Origin of the sequence: Allobosea sp. BK604, from assembly GCF_004341515.1 — a bacterium.
Lineage (GTDB): Bacteria > Pseudomonadota > Alphaproteobacteria > Rhizobiales > Beijerinckiaceae > Allobosea.
On sequence record NZ_SLZF01000020.1, the window covers coordinates 1 to 20678 of the forward strand.

Sequence of the window (20678 nt, forward strand, 5' to 3'; positions counted from 1 at the left end):
CACCTCGTCGAGACCATCACCTCAGACGAATGCGCAAATTACCTCAACAACGCCGGATACGCTTCAATCAAAACATGAAACGCTCTAGAGCATTTTCGAGCGAAGTGGGCACCGGTTCGCGTGAAGAAAATGCGTCAAAACAAATAGATAGAGAATTTTCGCGATTCGGAGAAACGCGGAAATGCTCTAGAAATTCATCTTCGCCGCCCTGAATGGCAGCGCCGCGAGGTTCTCGTAGCTGCCCACCATTCTCGTCACGCTCGAAATGGGCGGATAGGCATAGAGCTCTGCGGCGTAGTCCTCGTCATTCCACTGGATGCGGAGCGACGAAGCCGGGCCGGCTGAAAGAGTGCCCGAATTGGCTTCGGTCGGGAGCGGGCAGTTCGGAAAGCTCGGCGCGACCCTCCGGTAAACGACCGTGCCGTCCGGATAGAAGTAGTAATAGTAGGTGTCCATCATGTCGGTGACGACCCACCAGCCGCCCAGCCAGGACGGCAGGATAAACGCGGGTCGGTCCGGCACGACCTCCCAGAAATAGATGTTGGGCCGGGCCCACATCCAATTGGCGTCGATCGTGGCGACGCCGCTGGTGTTGTTGCCGATCGGGGCACCGTTCTGGAGGACCCGGTTCTTGTCCCAGATTTCGGTATGCGCGCCGGCCCAGCCTTCCCTGAAAGCCAGGATGCCCTGCCGGCCGGCGAGATAGGCCTCCATGTCCTTTCGGGTCTTGCGGGTGCTGGTCTTCACGGTCTCGCCCTGACCGTATTTTCCATTGAGATAGCTCTCCAGCTCGTCGACCGCACCGAGATGGTAGCCGCCGCCGAAATGAGCGTTCGGCCGCGGCCGCGGGCTCGACGGTGGAATGGTGTGGTCGCCGCCGACAGCGTTGAGCGCCCAGCTGACCTGGAAGCAGCACGGCGTGTTCATCGCCTGCTTTTTCTTGGGCGTCTCAGTGGGATGGGCGAGGTTCCATTCGTCCACCTCCTTGTTGTTCTTGATCACCGGCGCATTCAGGCTGTCGACATAGGTCTTCATCGGCGCCGGCAGCGATCGATAGGTGGGGTAGCTCTGGATCAGCTTGGCTGCGTCCAGCCGCAGCTTGCCGTCTTGCTCGTTGGCCATCGGATACGGCCTCCCGCTGGGTTTGCAGCCGGCGCAGGGATGATCGAGCAATCCGACCGATCACGCGGGCTGCTTATGCCAGGCAGTAAGAACCGAGACGATGCCATCGTCGTCCCTCATTCGAAGGACTGACCATCGGGCGCCTTCAATGGGCCTCGTGGCTGCAATGGCTGTGATCGGCCAGCGCCTCGATGATCGCGCAATCGCAGGCTTTCACGCCACCAGCACAGGTCTTGGCGATGCGGGCGAGTTCGGCTTCGAGCGAGCGCAGCCGCGCGATCTTGCGCCGGACCTCGTCGAGATGCCCGGCGGCGATGGCATGTGCCTCGTCGCAAGCGATGCCGGGCGTATCCGAGAGATGCAGCAAGGTGCGGATGCCATCGACCGGGAAGCCGAGATCTCGCGCGTGCTTGATGAAGGCGAGACGCTCGACATGCTTGCGGCCATAGCGGCGCTGGTTGCCTTCCGAGCGCTCCGGAGGGGGCAGCAGGCCGACCTGCTCGTAGTAGCGGATGGTCTCGACCTTGACCCCGGTCTCTTCCGCCAGGGCGCCGATCGGGACGACGCGCTCGAGTTTTTTTGCGGCGAGCATGTTTTCCCTCTTGAACCTCTAGTCACTCCAGCTTGTACATAGGGTGTCTCACGGCGGCGACAAGCGGAGACGAGCATGGCCAATCGCAGCGAAACCGAGCTCCTGAGCTGGAAGGTCGGCGGCATGGACTGCCCGAGCTGCGCCGCGACGATCCGCGCCGCGGTCGAGAAGCTGCCAGGCGTCAGCGATGTAAAACTCTCGGTGATGAGCGAGACGATGACGCTCACGCTCGACCGGGATGCCGGCGAGGCGGCGGCGGTCGAGCGGCGCGTGACCGGGCTCGGCTATACGGCGACGCCGGTTGCGGCGAAGACGGCAGCAAGCCCCGCGACGGAGCCGGCATCCTGCGGCTGCTGCGCTCACGACCACAAGCATGAGCACGGTCAGGACGATCATCGCGGTCATGATCACGTGGGCCATGACCACGCGGGTCATGACCATGCCCATCACGGCCATGGCCACGAAGGCCACGACCATGGCCACAAGCATGATCATGCCGCCGCCAAGGCGGATGCGGGCCACGGCATGCCCGGACATGTCCATGAGGCGACGCCTGAGGGCATGCGCTGGTGGCAGACCGGCAAGGGCAAGCTCGTGCTCGGTACGGGTGCGCTGCTTGCCGCTGCCTGGACCGCGAGCATGATCTGGCCGGCGGCGGCACATTGGGTCTTCATCCTGGCCTGCCTGATCGGCGTCGCACCGGTAGCCAGGCGCGCCTTCGCTGCCGCGCGCGCCGGCCTGCCCTTCACCATCGAGATGCTGATGACGATCGCCGCCATCGGCGCGCTCTTCATCGGCGCGGCCGAGGAAGCGGCTTTGGTCGTCTTCCTCTTCGCGGTCGGCGAGGTGCTGGAGGGCGTCGCGGCGGATCGCGCCCGCGCCTCGATCCGCGCGCTCGGCGAGCTCGTGCCGAAGACCGCGCTGATCGAGGAAAACGGCTCGACGCGGCAGGTCGATGCCGCCGCGCTCAGGATCGGCCAGACCGTGCTCGTGCGTCCCGGCGACCGCATCTCGGCCGATGGCGAGATCACCAACGGCGTCTCCGGCATCGACGAAAGCCCGGTGACCGGCGAATCCGTGCCGAAGACCAAGGGCGTCGGCGAGGCGGTCTATGCCGGCTCGGTCAATCGCGAGGCGGCCTTGCGCGTGCGCGTCAGCAAGGCGGCGGAGGACAACACCATCTCCCGCATCATCCGCCTGGTCGAGGAGGCGCAGGAGGCGCGGGCGCCGACCGAGCGCTTCATCGACCGCTTCTCGCGCGTCTATATGCCCGCGATCGTCGGGCTGGCGCTGCTCGTGCTGGTGGTGCCACCGCTGTTCTTCGGCGGCGAATGGTCGGTCTGGATCTACCGGGCGCTGGCGCTGCTGCTGATCGGCTGCCCCTGCGCGCTGGTGATCTCGGTGCCGGCGGCGATCGCGGCCTCGCTCTCGGCCGGCGCTCGCAGCGGCCTGCTGATGAAGGGCGGCGTCGTGATCGAGGCTGCAGCGAAGACCGGCATCGTCGCCTTCGACAAGACCGGCACGCTGACGCAAGGCACGCCGCGCGTCACCGACGTCATCGCCCTCGGGCGGACGGAACGCGAGGTCGTGGCGTTGGCGGCGGCGGTCGAGGCAGGGTCGAGCCATCCGCTGGCTCAGGCAGTGCTGGACCGAGCCAAGGCCGATTCCATTGGCTTCGCACCCGCCTCAGGCTCGACCGCGATTGCCGGCCAGGGCGTCACCGGAACGGTCGGCGGCGAAGCGATTTTCGTCGGTGCGCCGCGCCATGCCGGAAGCCGCGCCGATTTCGACGACAAGGCGCAGGCCGCCGTCGCCAAGCTGGAGAGCGCCGGCAAGACGGTCGCCGCCGTCATCGCGGGTGGTACGCTCGCCGGGCTGATCGCCTTGCGCGACGAGCCGCGCGAGGATGCGGCGCAAGCCGTGGCGGAGCTGAAGCAGCTCGGCATCCGCTCGGTGATGCTGACCGGCGACAATGCCCGCACGGCTCAGGCCATCGCCGGCGCGCTCGGCATGGAGCACAAGGCCGAACTGATGCCGGACGGCAAGGTCACGGCGATCAAGGACTATGCCGCGGCGACGCCGGTGATGATGGTCGGCGACGGCATCAACGATGCCCCAGCGCTGGCGGCAGCGACCGTCGGTGTCGCCATGGGCTCGGGCACCGATGTCGCGCTGGAGACGGCGGATGGCGCGCTGCTCAAGAGCCGGGTGCGCGACGTGCCGGCGCTGATCCGGCTGGCGCGGGCGACGATGGGCAATATCCGGGCGAATATCGCGATCGCGCTCGGCCTGAAGGCGGTTTTCCTGGTGACCAGCATCTTTGGCTATACCGGGCTCTGGGTCGCGATCCTGGCCGATACCGGCGCGACGGTGATCGTCACGGCCAATGCGCTGCGCCTGCTGCGCTTCGATGCCGGCAAGACGGACTGAACGGGAGCACCAGCGATGACCGCGATGGAGGCGATGAGCTACCTGATGGTGCTCGTCTACGTCATCAGCTTCCTCGCCATGTCGGCGATCCTGGCCAAGGAGGCCGGGCGGCCGATCTGGCTCTTCGGCAAGGGCGGCGGGCAGACGGTCCCCGCCCTGCTCTTCCGCATCGCATTCGCCGGCAGCGTGCTCTGGCCGCTCGTCATCGCAGCCTTCGGCGATCCGATCGCGAACGATCCGATCGCGCATTGGTTCGACGGCACCTGGTACGACCTGCTCGGTCATCTCTTCTGCGTCATCGGCGCGTGCATCGCCATCATCTCGCAGCGGTATATGGGCGCCTCCTGGCGGATCGGCGCCGCCGCGGGCGAACAGGGGCCGATCGTCGAGAGCGGCCCTTTCGCGATCTCGCGCAATCCGGTCTTCGTCGGCCAAGCCCTGCTGTTCATCGGGCTGTTCATCGTCCTGCCCAACCTGATCCAGGCGGCGCTCACGCTGGCGCTGCTTATCACGATCTGGCTGCAGGTCCGGATCGAGGAGCGCGTGCTCGCGACATCGCTCGGCGAACCCTATCTCGCCTATCGGCGCAAGGTCCGGCGTTGGCTCGGAACCTATCGAGCGGGCTGACACACGCCACCCGTCGTTGCGAGCGCAGCGATGCAATCCAGGGGCACCGGGCACCCAGTCCTCCTGGATTGCTTCGTCGCTAACGCCACTCGCAATGACGGGAGCGGCGGCACGCCCCATTGCCGCGGGACTGGCGAGACCATAGCGTCTGCGTAGACGACGCCTCGCCCGATGGACCCATGCCGACCAGGACAATCGCGATCGCGGGCTGCGGACCGGCTGGACTGGCTGCGGCCTTGCTGCTCCATCGCGACGGGCACCGCGTCACCATCTACGAGCGCTTCGAGACGCCGCAGCCGGTCGGCTCCGGGTTGATGATCCAGCCCACCGGCCTCGCCGTGCTGCACGAGCTCGGGCTGGATGCCGAGATCCTCGCCGCCGGCGCGCGGATCGACCGGCTCTTCGGCTGTTCCGTGCCGTCAGAACGCATCGTGCTCGACGTGCGCTATGCCGCGCTCGGGAACGGTGCCGGCCATGGCATCGGCATCCACCGCGCCGCGCTGTTCGGCGCGCTCTACAACGCGGCGAGCGCCGCGCGGATTCCGATCCTCACCGGGCGCGGTGTCACCTCGGCGGAACTCGCCCCGGATGGCCGCCGCGTGCTGAGCTTCGCCGACGGCGGGCAGGCCGGACCATTCGATCTCGTCGTCGATGCGCTCGGCACCTCGAGCCCGCTCGCGGCGCCGACCGGGCGGGCGCTGAGCTACGGCGCCTTCTGGGCGAGCCTCGACTGGGTCGACGGCGCCGGCTTCGACCCTGCCGCCCTGGAGCAGCGCTATCTGCGCGCCAGCCGGATGGTCGGCGTGCTGCCGATCGGACGTCCATCGCCAGAAGAGCGGCCGAAGGCCACCTTCTTCTGGTCCCTGCGGGCCGACGCGCTCGATGCCTGGCGGCAGGCTGGGCTCGCGACCTGGAAGGCGGAGGTGCTGAAGCTCTGGCCGGCGACCGCGCCCTTCCTCGACCAGGTCAGGACGCCGGAACAACTCACCTTCGCGCGCTATTCCCAGCGCACACTTGCGCGACCGGCGGAGCCCGGGCTGATCCATCTCGGCGATTCCTGGCATTCGACCAGCCCGCAGCTCGGCCAGGGCGCAAACATGGCGCTGCTCGACGCCCATGCGCTGGCCAAGGCGCTGCGCGAGAACGACGATCCGGCGCTCGCGCTCGGCAAGGCCGTTGCGCTGCGCCGTGGCCATGTCCGGCTCTATCAGGGCATGAGCGCGTTGTTCACGCCGGTCTACCAGTCGGACAGCCGCGCCCTGCCCTTCCTGCGCGATCGGATCGCCGGGCCGTTGTCCCGCATTCCACCAGGGCCATGGGTTCTGGCGGCAATGGTGAGCGGGCTGATCGGCTGGCCTCTGCGGTCGCTTGGGCTGTCGGTTCGGGCGCCTGCGGACTTTGGGCCGGAGTTAGCGGCCAGGACTCGCGGGCGGCCGCTGATCGTCTTCGACGGCGATTGCGTCATGTGTTCGGTACAGGCGCAGTTCGTGCTGCGCCACGACCATGCGCGCCGCTTCAATCTGACGACGGCGCAGGGAGTGATCGGCCAGGAGCTCTACCGCCGGCTCGGCCTGCCGACCGAGGATTTCCAGACAATGCTCCTCGTCGAGAATGGGCGGGTACTCAGCCATTCGGATGCCGTGATCGGCATTGCCACTGGGCTCGGCTGGCCCTGGCGCGCGGCGCGGATCGCCAAGCTCGTTCCGCGCGCCCTGCGCGACAGGCTCTATCGCCTCGTCGCCCGCAACCGCTATCGCTGGTTCGGAAAGCGCGAAACCTGCTGGCGGCCGACACCCGACGTCGCGGACCGCATCCTGTGAAGATCCTCCTGCTCGGCGGTTATGGCGGCTTCGGCGCCCGCATCGCACGACGGCTGGCCAGTGCCGGGCACGAGGTGCTGGTCGGCGGCCGCAACCGCGAGAAGGCCGAGCGCTTCTGCGCCCAACAGCCGGGCCTCGTTCCCCTCGTGATCGATCGCGACAACGGGCTCTCGGCGGCGCTGGCCGAGCACAGGCCCGTTGCCCTGATCGATGCGGCAGGACCGTTCCAGGGCGCGGGCTATGACGTGGCGCGGGCCTGCATCGCGGCGGGCTGCCATTATCTCGACATTGCCGACGGACGCGATTTCGTCGCCGGGATCGGCGCGCTCGATGAGGCAGCGCGCGCGGCAGGCGTGGCGGTGATCGCCGGCGCCTCCAGCGTGCCTGCGCTCTCGGGCGCGGCGGTGCGCGAACTTGCGGCCGGCATGGAGCGGGTCAGCGCCGTCGAGATGGCGATCAGCGCCTCGAACCGGGCGACGGCCGGGCCCTCGGTCACCAGGGCGATCTTTTCCTATATCGGCAAGCCGATCCCGCTTCGGCGTGGCCGGCGCGAGACGACAGGCCATGGCTGGCAGGATCTGCAGCGGATCGACTTCACCGTGGCGAGCGAGCCGCCTTTGCGTGGTCGGATCGTCGGGCTCGTCGACGTGCCGGACCTGTCGCTCATGCCCGACAGGCTGCCGGGCAAGCCGGCCGTGAGCTTCCGGGCCGGCACCGAAATGGCCTGGCAGAACCTGATGCTGTGGCTGGCGAGCTGGCCGGTGCGCTGGGGGCTGCTCGACCTCACTCGCTTCGTGCCGCCGGTGCTTCGAGCGCAGAAGCTGACGGCCGGCCTCGGCAGCGATCGTTCCGGCATGATCGTTCGCCTGTTCGGCTTCGCTGACGGCAAGCGCGTCGAGCGGCGCTGGACGCTGATCGCCAAAAACGGCGACGGGCCGGAGATTCCGGGGCTGGCGGCGGCGATCCTGGTCGACCGATTGGCAACCGGCAGCATCGCGCCCGGCGCGCGCGATGCCGGGGAGTTGCTAACGCTTGCCGAGTTCGAGCCGGCCTTCTCCCGCCTCGCCATTCGCCATGAGACAACCGAGCTGCCGCAGCCGCCGGCGCTCTATGAACGCGTATTGGGATCACGTTTTGCCGGGATGCCGGACGCTGTCCGCGCCATGCATGGCGTGCTGCGCGACGATGGCGCAAGCGGGCGCGGGACGGTCACGCGCGGCAAGAGCCCCCTTGCCCGGTTGGTCGCAGCCCTTTTCGGCTTTCCGGCCGAGGGTGAGCATGCGTTGCATGTCTCGTTCAACGAGCAAGACGGCGTGGAGGCCTGGACCCGCGACTTCTCCGGCAAACGCTTCAGGAGCGAGCTCTCGCAGGATGGCGAATTCCTGGTCGAGCACTTCGGGTTGCTGCGCTTCGGCTTCCATCTCGCCGCCGGCGAGACGGGCCTTGCCATGCATCTGAAGCGCTGGTGGCTCGGGCGGCTGCCCCTCCCGCTCGCGCTGGCGCCGCGCTCGCTGGCGCGGGAATGGCAGGAGGATGGCCGCTTCCATTTCGACTCGCCGATCGCACTGCCGCTGATCGGCCTTGTCGTGCATTACCGCGGTTGGCTGGAGCCCCGGTCCAAATGAAAACGCGCCGGGGACCAGCCCGGCGCGTTCTCGAACGGCTCGATGTCGTGCGGAGACGTCAGGCCGCCTTGGGGACTTCGTGCTCGGCAAGCTCCTGCTCGATGTTCTTCAGGGGCTTGTTGCCGGTGAGCTGACGCATCAGCACGTAGAAGACCGGCGTCAGGAAGATGCCGAAGGCGGTGACGCCGATCATGCCTGCGAAGACTGCGATGCCCATCGCCTGCCGCATCTCGGCGCCGGCGCCGGTCGAGGTCACCAGCGGGACCACGCCCATGATGAAGGCGAGCGAGGTCATCAGGATCGGACGCAGGCGCAGGCGGCTGGCCTCGATCGCGGCTTCGACCGGAGTCCTGCCCTCGAATTCGAGCTCGCGCGCGAATTCGACGATGAGGATCGCGTTCTTGGCCGATAGTCCGACCAGGACGACGAGGCCGATCTGGGTGAAGACGTTGTTGTCCCCGCCAGTGTACCAGACGCCGGTCATCGCCGCGAGCAGGCCCATCGGGATGATCATGATGATCGCGATGGGCAGCGTCAGGCTCTCATACTGGGCGGCCAGCACCAGGAAGACGAGCAGGATCGCCAACGGGAAGACGAGCAGCGAGGAGTTGCCGGCCAGGATCTCCTGATAGGTCAGCTCGGTCCATTCGAAGGCGAAGCCCTTGGGCAGCGTCTCCTCGGCGATGCGCGCGGCGGCGGCCTGGGCCTGGCCGGAGGAATAGCCCGGGGCGGCGCCGGCATTGATGTCGGCGCTGAGGAAGCCGTTATAGCGCATGGCGCGTTCCGGGCCGGTGTCGTTGCGCACGTTCAGCACGGCGCTGAGCGGCACCATCTCGCCGGTCTTCGAGCGGACCTTCAGCTTGCCGATATCCTCGGCATAGGCGCGGAAGGGCGCGTCGGCCTGGACGCGCACCGTATAGGTGCGGCCGAACTTGTTGAAGTCGTTCACATAGGACGAGCCGAGATAGATCTGCAGCGTGTCGAACACATCGGTGACGGCGACGCCAAGCTGGCGGGCCTTGGTGCGGTCGATATCGGTATAGAGCTGCGGGACATTGACCTGGAAGCTCGAGAACATGCCGGCGAGCTCGGGCGCCGTCGCGGCCTTGGCCATGAAGGCCTTGGTCGCCTCGTCGAGCGCCTTGTAGCCGAGGCCGGCGCGATCCTCGATCTGCAGCTTGAAGCCGCCGATCGTGCCGAGGCCCTGGACGGGCGGCGGCGGGAACATGGCGATGAACGCCTCCTTGATGCCGGCGAACTCCTTGTTGAGCTGCATGGCGATCGCCGCGCCGTTCAGGTCCGGAGTCTTGCGCTGCTCGAAGGGCTTCAGGCCGACGAAGACGATGCCCGCGTTGGACGAGTTGGTGAAGCCGTTGATCGAGAGGCCCGGGAAGGAGATCGCGTTCTCGACGCCGGGATGCTTCAGCGCGATCTCGTCCATGCGGCGGATGACGTCCTCGGTGCGGTCGAGCGTGGCCGCATCGGGAAGCTGGGCGAAGCCGACGAGGTACTGCTTGTCCTGCCCTGGGACGAAGCCGCCGGGAATGGTACGGAACAGGCCGACCGTCAGGCCGACCAGGCCGATATAGACCACCATCATGATCGTCTTGCGGCCCAGGATGCGCTTGACGCCGCCGCCATAGGCCTCCGAACCGCGATGGAAGACGCGGTTGAAGCCGCGGAAGAACCAGCCGAACACCGCATCCATGAAGCGGGTCAGCGCGTCCTTCGGGGCGTGGTGCCCCTTCAGCAGCAGCGCCGCCAGCGCCGGCGAGAGCGTCAGCGAGTTGATCGCCGAGATCACCGTCGAGATCGCGATGGTCAGTGCGAACTGGCGATAGAACTGGCCGGTCAGGCCGCTGATGAAGGCGAGCGGCACGAAGACCGCGACGAGCACGAGCGCGATCGCGATGATCGGGCCTGAGACCTCGCGCATCGCCTTGTAGGTCGCCTCGCGCGGGGCCAAGCCATTCTCGATGTTGCGCTCGACATTCTCGACCACGACAATCGCGTCGTCGACGACGATGCCGATCGCCAGCACCAGGCCGAAGAGCGAGAGCGCGTTGATCGAGAAGCCGAAGAGATACATCACCGCGAAGGTGCCGATGACCGAGACCGGCACGGCGACGAGCGGGATGATCGAGGCCCGCCAGGTCTGCAGGAAGACGATGACGACGAGGACGACGAGCGCGATCGCCTCCAGCAGCGTGTGGACGACGGCCTCGATCGAGGCACGGACGAACTGGGTCGTGTCGTAGACGATCGAGTAGTCGACGCCCTCGGGCATGTTCTGCTTGATCTCGTGCATCACCTCGCGGACATGGTCGGCAATGGCGATGGCGTTCGAGTTCGGCGCCTGGAAGACCGGGACGGCGACGGCCGACTTGCCATTGAGCAGCGAGCGCAGAGCGTAATCGGCCGCGCCAAGCTCGATACGGGCGACGTCGCGCAGGCGGGTGACCGCCCCCGAGGCGCTCGTCCTGATGATGATCTCGCCGAACTCCTCCTCGTTCTGGAGGCGCCCCTGAGCGTTCACCGAGAGCTGCAGGTCTAGGCCGGGCGCATTCGGCGAGGAGCCGATGACGCCGGCGGCGGCCTGGACGTTCTGGGCGCGGATCTCGTTGACGACATCGCTCGGCGAGAGGCCGTGCTCGGCCATCTTCTGCGGGTCGAGCCAGACGCGCAGCGAATAGTCGCCGGAGCCGAAGAGCTGGACCTGGCCGACGCCATCGATGCGCGCCAGCCGGTCCTTGACGTTGAGGACGGCGTAGTTGCGCAGATAGGTCATGTCGTAGCGGCCGTTCGGCGAGGTGATGTGCACCACCATCGTCAGGTCCGGCGAGCTCTTGACCGTGGTGACGCCGAAGCGGCGCACCTCCTCCGGCAGCCGCGGCTCGGCCTGGGAGACGCGGTTCTGGACGAGCTGCTGCGCCTTGTCCGGGTCGGTGCCGAGCTTGAACGTAACGTTCAGCGTCATCACGCCGTCGGTCGTCGCCTGGCTGGACATGTAGAGCATGCCCTCGACGCCGTTGATCTGCTCCTCGATCGGTGTCGCCACGGTCTCGGCGATGACGCGCGGATTGGCGCCGGGATATTGCGCGCGCACCACCACGGTCGGCGGCACGACCTCGGGATATTCCGAGATCGGCAGGGCGCGCAGCGCGAGCAGGCCGGCGACCAGGATCAGGACGGAGAGAACGCCCGCGAAGATCGGGCGGTCGATGAAGAATTTTGAGAGATTCATGTCGGCCCCCTCGGCCAGACCTCCGGCGTTGCCGCAGGCCTGAAAAAGGCCCGCGGCTAGGATGTGCCGGGGTGAAAGTTCCGGATCACGACGTCAGCGCTGGGCGACGTCAGTGCTTTTGCTGGGTTGGTTCTTGGCGAGCTGCTGGCGCAGCTCGCTCTTCTCGGCCATCGGCACCTGCGCGGGCACGACGGTCGCACCGTCGCGGATGCGCTGCAGGCCGTTGACGACGATCTGCTCGCCGGCTTTCAGCCCGCTGGTGACGATGCGCAGGCCCTCGCTGCCGGCGCCGAGCGTGATCTCGCGCCAGGCAGCCTTGCTGTCGGGGCCGACCACGAAGACGAATTTCTTGCTCTGGTCGGTGCCGACGGCGCGCTCGTTGATGACGAGCGCCGGCTCGGTGCGGGCCTGGCCCATGCGGATGCGGACGAACTGGCCCGGCATCAGCGTGCCGTCCTTGTTGTCGAAGATGGCGCGCACGCGCACCGTGCCGCTGCCGGCATCGACGGCATTGTCGACGAACTGGAGCTTGCCGGTGATCGGCGTGCCCTCGCTTGTCGCCGTGCCCATCTGGACCGGGATCAGATCGAGCCTGCGCGGGCCGCCACTGCTTGGCGGCAGCGTGGCGAGCGCCTGGAGCACGGCCTTCTCGTCGGCATTGAAGCCGGCATAGATCGGATCGACCGAGACCAGGGTCGTCAGCAGCGATGAGCCGGCGCCGGCCGCGATCAGATTGCCGATGGTGACCTCGAGTCGGCCGATCCGGCCGCTGATCGGGGCGCGAACCTGGGTGTAGTCGAGGTTGAGCCGGGCGGTCTGCTCAGCCGCCTGGGCCGCCTTCACGTTGGCCTGCGCTTCCTTGAGCGTGTTCAGCCTGGTGTCGAGGTCGCGCTGCGAGACATTCTGCGTCGTCATCAGCTTCTGGCCGCGCTCATATTCGGTGGCGGCGAGCGCGACGCGGGCCTCGGCGGCGACGACCTGGGCCTGTGCCCGCTCGAACTCGGCCTGATAGGGCGCCTGGTCGATGCTGAAGAGCAGGTCGCCCTGCTTGACCAGATTGCCCTGCTGGAAATGCACCGCCTCGACCACGCCGGAGACGCGCGAGCGGATCTCGACGCGATCGACCGCCTCGAGCCGGCCGGAATATTCGGCCCAGTTGATGAGGTCGCGCTGCTCGACCGTGGCGACCGAGACCGGAGTCGCGGGCGGAGCGGCAGGCGCGGTGTCGCCCTGCGCCTTGTTGGCGCCGTTGGCGACGAGCAGCAGGGCGGCAAGAGAGACGGAGGCGGCCAGGCTGCCGCCCACCAAGGCACGACGGATCGTTCCCTGAATCATGGGTTCATTCCTTATCGAGGGATTTGAAAGCGATTAGCGCCGCGTCGTCCGGGTCAGGACGGCGCGGTGAACTCGTAGAACTTGCTTACATGGTCACGTGCCAGACAGAGGCAGGAGCCTTCCTTGACACCCTCGGCGTAAGCCTCGGGCCAGTTGCTCGGCGCAGGTTGCACGTGGAAATGGACGGGAACACCCGCTTCCTGGAGCCTGCGGCCGTAATCGGCTGTTTCGTCCCGCATCAGATCGTCCTCGGCGGTGATCAGCAGGGCGGGCGCGAGCCCGGCCAGGCGCGAGGCGCCGAGCGGGGCGGCATAGGGATGGGCCGCCTTGTCGGGCGAGCCGAGATAATCGTGCCAGCCATCGGCCCAGCGGCAGCCGACCGGGCCGGCATCGGCGGCGCGGAAGGAATAGGTGCCGAGGCAGGCGTCGAGCATGGGCGAAAGCAGGATCTGGCCGGCGAGCGGCGGGCCCTGGCGGTCACGTGCCATCATCGCCAGCGCCGCAGCCAGATTGCCACCGGCCTCCTCACCCGCGACGTAAAGCGGCGCACCCTTGGCAGCCCACCGGCCGCGGTTCTTGTAGACGGCCTCCAGCCCGCCGAAGGCGGCTTCGAGCACGTCCGGAAAACGGTGCTCCGGCGCGAGCGGATAGGCGATCGAGACCACCGCCGCACCCGCACGTGCGAGAACCGTGGCAACGGCCTCGCCAGTCTCGAGCGAGCCGTCGTTGAAGGTGCCGCCATGGAGATGCATGACGAGGATGGGACTTTTCCCGACGCCCTCGGCTGCATAGATCCGGGCTGCAAGCGGCTCGGGCTTGGCCGCAAGCGTGACCTCGCGCCGCGTGATCGCGGCTGGGTGGCTTTCAGAAAGGGCCTTGAGAGCGGACATGACAGGCTCGACGGCGCTGTTGCGGTGCACCATCATTTAGGCGACGCACTTTTTGGAATAAACCGCCACTTTGCTCATTCATTATTTCCGTATAGAAATAATCACGTGATCTCGCCTTTCGCCCGGGGAGTGTGATGGACCAGCTCAGCGCCATGCGCGCCTTCACCCGCGTGGTCGAGGCCGGCAGCTTCAGCCGCGCCGCCGACCTGCTCGACATGCCCAAGCCGACGGTGACCAAGCACATCCAGCAATTGGAAACGCATCTGCGCGCCAAACTGCTCAACCGCACGACGCGGCGCGTCACGGTGACGATGGATGGCGCGGCCTATTACGAGCGCGCGCTGCGCGTGCTGAACGAGATCGACGAGCTCGACGGCAGCATGGCCTCGTCGCAGGCCCGTCCCAGTGGACGCCTTCGCGTCGATTGCAGCACCTCGCTGGCGCTGCGCGTGATCATTCCCAATCTCGCCGAGTTCCACGAGCGCTATCCCGAGATCCAGCTCGATCTCGGCCTGAGCGACCGGCCGGCCGACTTGCTGGCGGAGAATCTCGACTGCGCCATCCGTGGCGGCGAGATCGCCGACCAGAACCTGATCGCCCGGCGCATCGGCGAGATGTACATGGAGACCGCCGCCTCGCCGTCCTACCTCCAGAAGCACGGCGTGCCGCAATCTCCGACCGACCTGGAGGGCGAGCATTTCATCGTCGGCTACCGCTATGCCGGCACCAGCCGGACCGCCCCCTTTACCTATGCCGGCGGCAAGGAAGCCCATGAGATCAGGGGCAACTACATCGTCTCGCTGAACGAAGGCACGGGCTATATCGCGGCGGCCCTCGCCGGGCTCGGCGTCGTCCAGGCACCGACCTTCATGCTGCAGGAGCATGTGGCGTCAGGCGCGCTCGTGCCGATCCTGACCAACTGGTGCTCGGCGCCGAAGCCGCTGCACATCATCTATCCGCCGAACCGCCACCTCTCCAACAAGGTGCGCGTCTTCGTCGACTGGCTCGCCGTGCTCTTCGCCAAGGACGACCTGATCCAGAGGCGCTCGCCGCTGCCGCATGATGGGCACAGGCCTTAGGCCACCTTCCGACCCTCAAGCTCCGCCGCCACGGCCGCGAGCCCGCCGAAGGCGAAGCGCTGGTAATGCGCGATGATCTCCTCGATCGCGGGCGGGCCGGAGGCCAGGCCGGGAAAGATCTGGCCGAGCACCGCCCGGTCGCCGACCAGCATGACGACGAAGGGCGAGACGACGCTGAGCACAGAGCGCGCCACGGCGTCGTGATCATGCGGCAGCCCCAGGATATCGCCGATGAGCCCGGTCACGACGCGCTTCTTCGGCAGGATCTCACGCTCCTTCAGCACGACGAAGGCCGGCGACGGCGACAGGATCTCTCGGCTCAGCACCCGTAGCGGCCAGGAGGCCGGGCCGGTCACCGTCATCACCACCATGCGGATGAGCATGCGCAGCTTGTCGGCGGGCTCGCCCGGCGCATCGGCAAGCGCGCGCAAGGTGTCGTAGGTCACCAGGCGCCGGTGCGCCTCGACCAGCACCTCGGCATAGAGCCCGTCGATCCCGCCATAATAATAGTTCACGGCGGCCGAGTTGGTGCCGGCTCGCTCGGCGATCTCCTTGCCGGTCGTCCGCTCGAAGCCCTTCTCGGCAAAGACCTCGCCAGCTGCTTCCAGAATCTGAGCCTTGGTCGCGGCGCCGTCCTCGCGGCGACCGGAAACCTTTCGGGGTGATTTGCGCATCATGCGCAGACCATAACGCGGCATTGCGATAAATCAAAGATGGAGTTTAAATTTAAATTTGACTTCTGAGGCGGCGGCGGTATTTTTGCGCCATGAGCAAGCCAATCCGCATCCTTCTCGTCCTCGCCATTCTCGGCGCCGCCGGTGGTGGCGCGTGGTGGTACCTGCATCGCCCGAAGACCGGTGACGAGCTGACGCTCTATGGCAATGTCGACCTGCGCCAGGCCTCGCTCGCCTTCAACGGAAACGAGCGCATCGCCGCCGTGCTGGTCGAGGAAGGCGACATCGTCCGCGCCGGGCAGGTGCTGGCGCGGCTCGACACGTCGCGCCTGAAGCCGCAGGTCGCGCAAGCCGAAGCCGCGCTGGCCTCGCAGAAGGCAGTGCTGCTCAAGCTGCGCAACGGCACCAGGCCCGAGGAGATCGAGCAAGCTCGCTCCAATCTCAATTCGGCCCGTGCCGATTACGTCAACGCCTCCGCGCAATATGAGCGTCGCCGCAATCTCTCAGCCGCCTCCGTCAGCCAGCAGGAGCTCGACATCGCCAGGGCATCGGCCGAGATGGCCAACGCCAGGCTCGCCGTGGCGAAGAGCGCGCTCGATCTCGCACTGGTCGGGCCGCGGATCGAGGACATCAAGCAAGCCGAGGCGCAGGTGCAGGCGAGCGAGGCCCAGCTCGCGCTGATCCAGCAGCAGCTCGTCGATGCCGAGCTCAAGGCGCCCTTCGAGGCGATCGTGCGCTCGCGGCTGATGGAACCGGGCGAGATGGCCTCGCCGATGCGGCCGGTCTTCTCCGTGGCCGAGCGCAGCACGAAATGGGTGCGCAGCTACGTGCCGGAACCCAAGCTCGGTCATATCCGGCCGGGAGAGCGTACGCAGGTGATCTCCGACTCCTTCCCCGACAAGCCGCTCGACGGCTGGATCGGCTTCATCTCGCCGGTCGCCGAGTTCACGCCGAAGACGGTGCAGACCGAGGACCTGCGCACCAGCCTGGTCTACGAGGTACGCGTCTTCGTCGAGGACCCGGCCGACGTGCTGCGGCTCGGCATGCCCGCGACGGTGAGGCTGCTGCCGGGGGCCGAGCCGAAGGCGGTGCCGCAGAACGCCGACGGAAAGCCGCAGACATGAACCCCGACGCGCCAGCAGCGCTGGTCGCGGCGCGAGGCCTGCACAAGAGCTTCAAGCGCGAGACCGGCGAGATCGTGAAGGCGCTTGACGATGTCTCCTTCGAGGCCAAGGCCGGCACGCTGACGGCGCTGGTCGGCCCGGACGGCGCCGGCAAGACGACGCTGCTCAGGCTGATCGCCGGGCTGATGTCGCAGGAGCGGGGCGAATTGGAGGTCGTCGGGTTCAAGGTCGCTGACGATCCGCAGCAGGTGCAGGACCGCATCGGCTACATGCCGCAGAAATTCGGGCTCTATGAGGATCTGAGCGTCCAGGAGAATCTCGACCTCTATGCCGACCTGCACGGCATCGCGCCGGCGCAGCGGAAGGAGATCTACCCCCGCTTGTTCGAGATGACCCAGCTCGGCCGCTTCCGCGAGCGACTGGCCGGCAAGCTCTCCGGCGGCATGAAGCAGAAGCTCGGCCTTGCCTGCACGTTGGTGCGGGCGCCCGAACTCCTGCTGCTCGACGAGCCGACTGTCGGCGTCGACCCGCTCTCGCGCCGCGAGCTCTGGGAGATCGTGCTCAAGCTGGTGCGCGAGGACGGGCTGACCGTCGTGGTCAGCACCTCCTATCTCGACGAGGCCGAGCTCTGCGACCATGCGGTGGTCATGCATGCCGGCGAGGTGCTGGCGCAGGGCACGCCCGAGGAGATCACGGCCGAGGCCAAGGACCGGGTCTTCATCGTCGCGACGCCGGAGGGCATGCCGGCCCGCTCACTGCAGGCCAAGCTGTTCCAGCAGAAAGGCGTGATCGACGCCGTCCCCGAGGCCGGCCAGGTCCGCATCGTGCTGGAAAGCGCGGACGAGCGCGTCGCGCTCGACGGGCAGGAGGTCTCGGGCAGGCCGGCCACGCCGCGTTTCGAGGACGGCTTCATGGTGCTCTTCGCCGATGTCGCCGAGCGGGCCGAACGCAGCGCGATGGAGCTCGACCGGCCGGTTTCCGGCGCTGGCGGCGAGGTCGCCGTCGAGGTCGACGATCTCGTGCGGACCTTCGGCGATTTCACCGCCGTCGATCATGTCAGCTTCAAAGTCCGCCGCGGCGAGATCTACGGGCTGCTCGGCCCCAACGGTGCCGGCAAGAGCACGACCTTTCGCATGCTCTGTGGGCTGCTGCCGGCCTCGCAAGGACGGCTGCGCGTCGCCGGCGCGGATCTCCGGACGTCGCGGGCGGAGGCGCGCCAGAAGCTCGGCTATGTCGCACAGAAATTCTCGCTCTACGGGCAGCTCAGCGTCGACGAGAATCTCGACTTCTTCGCCAGCGCCTATGGGCTGCGCGGGCGCCGCAAGCGGCAACGCATCGCCTGGGCGAAGCAGCAATTCGAGCTCGACCAGTTTTCCCGGCTGCCGAGCATCCAGCTCCCCGGCGGCTTCAAGCAGCGGCTCGCCATGGGTGCGGCCCTGCTGCACGAGCCGGACATCCTCTTCCTCGACGAGGCGACCAGCGGAGCCGACCCGATGGCTCGGCGCGAATTCTGGGGCCGCATCACCTCGCTCTCCGAGCAGGGCGTCACGGTGATCGTGACGACGCATTTCATGGAAGAGGCGGAGTATTGCGACCGGATCATCATCCTCGATGCCGGGCGCAACCTCGCCGAAGGCACGCCGGCCGAGATCCGCGCCCGGGCGAAGCCGCAGGAGGGACGCGAGGCGACGATGGAGGACGCCTTCATCGCCATTGTCGAAGAGGCACGCGAGCAAAGGCGCGCAGCATGAGCGCGGTCGTCGAGCATAGCCCCGGCCGGGGCCGGCGGCGGCGCATCGCAGCGCTGATCCGCAAGGAGACCTGGCAGGTCTTCCGCGATCCGAGCAGCATCATCGTCGGCATCGTCATGCCGATGATCCTGCTGGTCCTGTTCGGCTACGGGCTCTCCTTCGACCTCAAGAACGTGCCGGTCGCGATCGTGATGGAGGAGAACTCGGCCGAGGCGCGCGGCGCCGCCTCCGGCTTCGAGCTCTCCGACTATTTCAACGCGCGCGAGGTCAAGACCATGGCCGAGGCCGAGCGCATGCTGCTCAGCCGCACGGTCAACGCCATCGTGCGCATCCCGCCAGATTTCGCCCGCCGCATGGAGCAGGGCAATGCCGAGATCCAGGTGCTGGTGCACGGCACCGACGCCAATACCGCGCGCATCTCGCTCGGCTATGCGCAGGGTGCGATCGCGACCTGGATGGCGCGGGAGGCGGCGCTCGGGCGCGTCACCGCCGCGCCGCCGATCGACGTCGAGAACCGGATGTGGTTCAACGACGCCAATAACAGCAGCTATTTCCTGGTGCCCGGCCTGATCGTGCTGGTGATGACGCTGATCGGCGCGCTGCTGACGGCGCTCGTCGTCGCGCGCGAATGGGAGCGCGGCACGTTCGAGGCGCTGTTCGTCACGCCGGTGCGCTCGACCGAAATCCTGCTCGGCAAGACCGTGCCCTATTTCGTGCTCGGCATGCTCGGGCTGGCGCTTTCGATCGCGGGCGCCAAGCTGCTGTTCCACGTGCCGATCCGCGGCTCGCTGACGCTGCTGGTCATCGCCTCGATGCTCTACCTGATCGTCGCGCTCGGCATCGGGCTCCTGATCTCCTCCGCGACCAAGAGCCAGTTCGTCGCCAGCCAGATCACCATCATCGTCACCTTCCTGCCGGCGATGATGCTGTCGGGCTTCATGTTCGACATCCGCAGCATGCCGATGGCGATCCAGGCGCTGACGCATGTCTTCCCGGCGCGCTATTTCGTCAGCATCCTGCAGACCCTGTTCCTGGCGGGCGACATCTGGCCGGTGATCCTGCCGAACGCGGCCGTGCTCGCCTTCATGGCGACGCTGCTGATCGCGCTCGCCATCCGGGCCACGCGCAAGAGGATCGGCTAAAGCCATGCTCGACACGCTGCTGCGCATCATCGCCCTGATCCGCAAGGAATTGCTGGCGATCCTGAAGGACCCCAAGAGCCGGATCAGCCTGATCGGCCCGCCGGTGATCCAGTGCCTGGTCTTCGGCTATGCCGCGACCTACGACCTGAACAACGTCTCCTATGCCCTGCTCGACCATGATCGCAGCGCCGCCTCGCGCGCGCTGATCTCGCGCCTCGACGGCTCCGGCGTGTTCACCCGCGTCGCCACGCTCGATCTCGACAGGCAGATCGCCGAGTTCATCAACGACCAGCGGGCGCTCCTGGTGATCACCATCCCGCAGGATTTCCAGCGCGGGCTGGAGGCCGGCGCCTCACCCTCGGTCCAGGTCATCGCCGACGGGCGCAACTCGAACACGGCCGGCACGGCGCAGGGCTATGTCAGCCAGATCGTCTCGGGCTTCGCCGCGGAATGGCAGGCCTCACATGGGCGCTCCGGCGCGCCGGTGCTGATCACGACGCGGGCCTGGTACAATCCCAGCCTGGAGACGCGCTGGTACATGATCCCGGCGCTGGTCGGCACCATCACCATGATGATGACGCTGATGCTGACGGCGATGTCGGTGGCGCGCGAGCGCGAGGAAGGCACGTTCGACCAGTTGCTGGTGACGCCGTTCCGCCCCTCCGAGATCATGGTCGGCAAGGCGATCCCGGCGATGATGGTCGGGCTGGTGCAGGCGACGATGATCCTGCTGGTGGCGCAGCTCTGGTTCCGCATCCCGTTCTCGGGGAGCTATGGCATGCTCTATCTCGGGCTCGTACTCTTCCTGGCGGCCTCGGTCGGGATCGGGCTGTTCATCTCCTCCATCGCCGGGACGATGCAGCAGGCGATGATCGGCAGTTTCGTGCTGCTGATGCCGTTCATGCTGCTCTCGGGGCTGACCGCGCCGATCGGCAACATGCCGCAGGTGCTGCAGTATTTCACCTATATCAACCCGCTGCGCTACGCGATCTCGATCACACAGCAGGTCTATCTCGAAGGCGCGGGGATAGCGCAGCTCCTGCCGGAGATGCTGGCGCTGGTCGCGATCGCGGCCGCGACCCTGCCGGTGGCGGCGTGGATGTTCCGCAACCGGCTGGCGTGAGACATCGCCGTCATTGCGAGGAGGCGCAGCCGACGAAGCAATCCTGTATGTTGTGAGTTGCTCCGGGTCGTCCGGGGCCAGGCGGATGGGGCGCGTAAGC

At 67.2% G+C, this 20678-nt stretch carries 15 protein-coding genes; 9 read left to right on the forward strand and 6 right to left on the reverse strand.

What is annotated here, in order from left to right; translation table 11 throughout:
* Nucleotides 1-186: 186 nt before the first annotated feature.
* Together EV560_RS35495 and EV560_RS35500 are read right to left on the reverse strand one after the other, a co-directional pair.
* A complete protein-coding gene (locus tag EV560_RS35495; protein WP_131860599.1) occupies nt 187-1122 on the reverse strand; it encodes a T6SS effector amidase Tae4 family protein in 936 nt (311 codons plus the stop codon).
* Between the two features lie 145 nt (nt 1123-1267).
* Nucleotides 1268-1714: a MerR family transcriptional regulator gene (locus tag EV560_RS35500; RefSeq protein ID WP_131860600.1), complete on the reverse strand. Its 447-nt coding sequence runs from the start codon at nt 1712-1714 to the stop codon at nt 1268-1270.
* A 75-nt stretch (nt 1715-1789) separates the two neighbouring features.
* Here EV560_RS35500 and EV560_RS35505 point away from each other — a divergent pair, with 75 nt between their 5' ends.
* From EV560_RS35505 to EV560_RS35520, 4 genes are all read left to right on the forward strand, one after another.
* Complete coding sequence (locus EV560_RS35505; RefSeq protein WP_131860601.1) at nt 1790-4144, forward strand: heavy metal translocating P-type ATPase; 2355 nt, start codon at nt 1790-1792, stop codon at nt 4142-4144.
* Between the two features lie 15 nt (nt 4145-4159).
* Entirely contained in the window at nt 4160-4771 is a 612-nt protein-coding gene (locus EV560_RS35510) for a methyltransferase family protein (protein ID WP_131860602.1), read from the forward strand.
* Nucleotides 4772-4950: 179 nt separating this feature from the next.
* On the forward strand, nt 4951-6591 hold the full coding sequence (locus EV560_RS36810) for a DCC1-like thiol-disulfide oxidoreductase family protein (RefSeq protein ID WP_348982299.1): 1641 nt from the start codon (nt 4951-4953) through the stop codon (nt 6589-6591).
* Entirely contained in the window at nt 6588-8216 is a 1629-nt protein-coding gene (locus tag EV560_RS35520) for a DUF4166 domain-containing protein (RefSeq protein ID WP_248312370.1), read from the forward strand. Before EV560_RS36810 ends, EV560_RS35520 begins: the two co-directional genes overlap by 4 nt.
* A gap of 58 nt (nt 8217-8274) precedes the next feature.
* Here EV560_RS35520 and EV560_RS35525 read toward each other — a convergent pair whose 3' ends face one another.
* From EV560_RS35525 to EV560_RS35535, 3 genes are all read right to left on the reverse strand, one after another.
* Complete coding sequence (locus EV560_RS35525; RefSeq protein ID WP_131860603.1) at nt 8275-11460, reverse strand: efflux RND transporter permease subunit; 3186 nt, start codon at nt 11458-11460, stop codon at nt 8275-8277.
* A gap of 93 nt (nt 11461-11553) precedes the next feature.
* Entirely contained in the window at nt 11554-12795 is a 1242-nt protein-coding gene (locus EV560_RS35530; RefSeq protein ID WP_131860604.1) for an efflux RND transporter periplasmic adaptor subunit, read from the reverse strand.
* Nucleotides 12796-12848: 53 nt separating this feature from the next.
* On the reverse strand, nt 12849-13685 hold the full coding sequence (locus EV560_RS35535) for an alpha/beta hydrolase fold domain-containing protein (protein WP_131860605.1): 837 nt from the start codon (nt 13683-13685) through the stop codon (nt 12849-12851).
* Nucleotides 13686-13819: 134 nt separating this feature from the next.
* Here EV560_RS35535 and EV560_RS35540 point away from each other — a divergent pair, with 134 nt between their 5' ends.
* Nucleotides 13820-14764 carry a LysR family transcriptional regulator gene (locus EV560_RS35540; RefSeq protein ID WP_131860606.1) on the forward strand — a complete coding sequence of 315 codons (945 nt, stop codon included), beginning with the start codon at nt 13820-13822 and terminating at the stop codon, nt 14762-14764.
* Here EV560_RS35540 and EV560_RS35545 read toward each other — a convergent pair.
* Nucleotides 14761-15462: a CerR family C-terminal domain-containing protein gene (locus EV560_RS35545; RefSeq protein WP_131860607.1), complete on the reverse strand. Its 702-nt coding sequence runs from the start codon at nt 15460-15462 to the stop codon at nt 14761-14763. The genes EV560_RS35540 and EV560_RS35545 overlap by 4 nt on opposite strands.
* A 68-nt stretch (nt 15463-15530) precedes the next feature.
* Between EV560_RS35545 and EV560_RS35550 the strand changes: the two genes are divergently transcribed.
* From EV560_RS35550 to EV560_RS35565, 4 genes are read left to right on the forward strand one after another with little or no spacing between them, the layout of a single operon-like run.
* Nucleotides 15531-16562 (forward strand): HlyD family secretion protein, encoded by a 1032-nt coding sequence (locus EV560_RS35550; protein ID WP_131860608.1) that lies wholly within the window; start codon nt 15531-15533, stop codon nt 16560-16562.
* Nucleotides 16559-18313 (forward strand): ATP-binding cassette domain-containing protein, encoded by a 1755-nt coding sequence (locus EV560_RS35555; RefSeq protein ID WP_131860609.1) that lies wholly within the window; start codon nt 16559-16561, stop codon nt 18311-18313. The genes EV560_RS35550 and EV560_RS35555 overlap by 4 nt, the downstream gene beginning before the upstream one ends.
* Nucleotides 18310-19455, forward strand: coding sequence for an ABC transporter permease (locus EV560_RS35560; RefSeq protein ID WP_131860610.1), 1146 nt, complete (start codon nt 18310-18312; stop codon nt 19453-19455). Before EV560_RS35555 ends, EV560_RS35560 begins: the two co-directional genes overlap by 4 nt.
* Nucleotides 19456-19459: 4 nt before the next feature.
* Complete coding sequence (locus EV560_RS35565) at nt 19460-20578, forward strand: ABC transporter permease (RefSeq protein ID WP_131860611.1); 1119 nt, start codon at nt 19460-19462, stop codon at nt 20576-20578.
* Nucleotides 20579-20678: the final 100 nt, after the last annotated feature.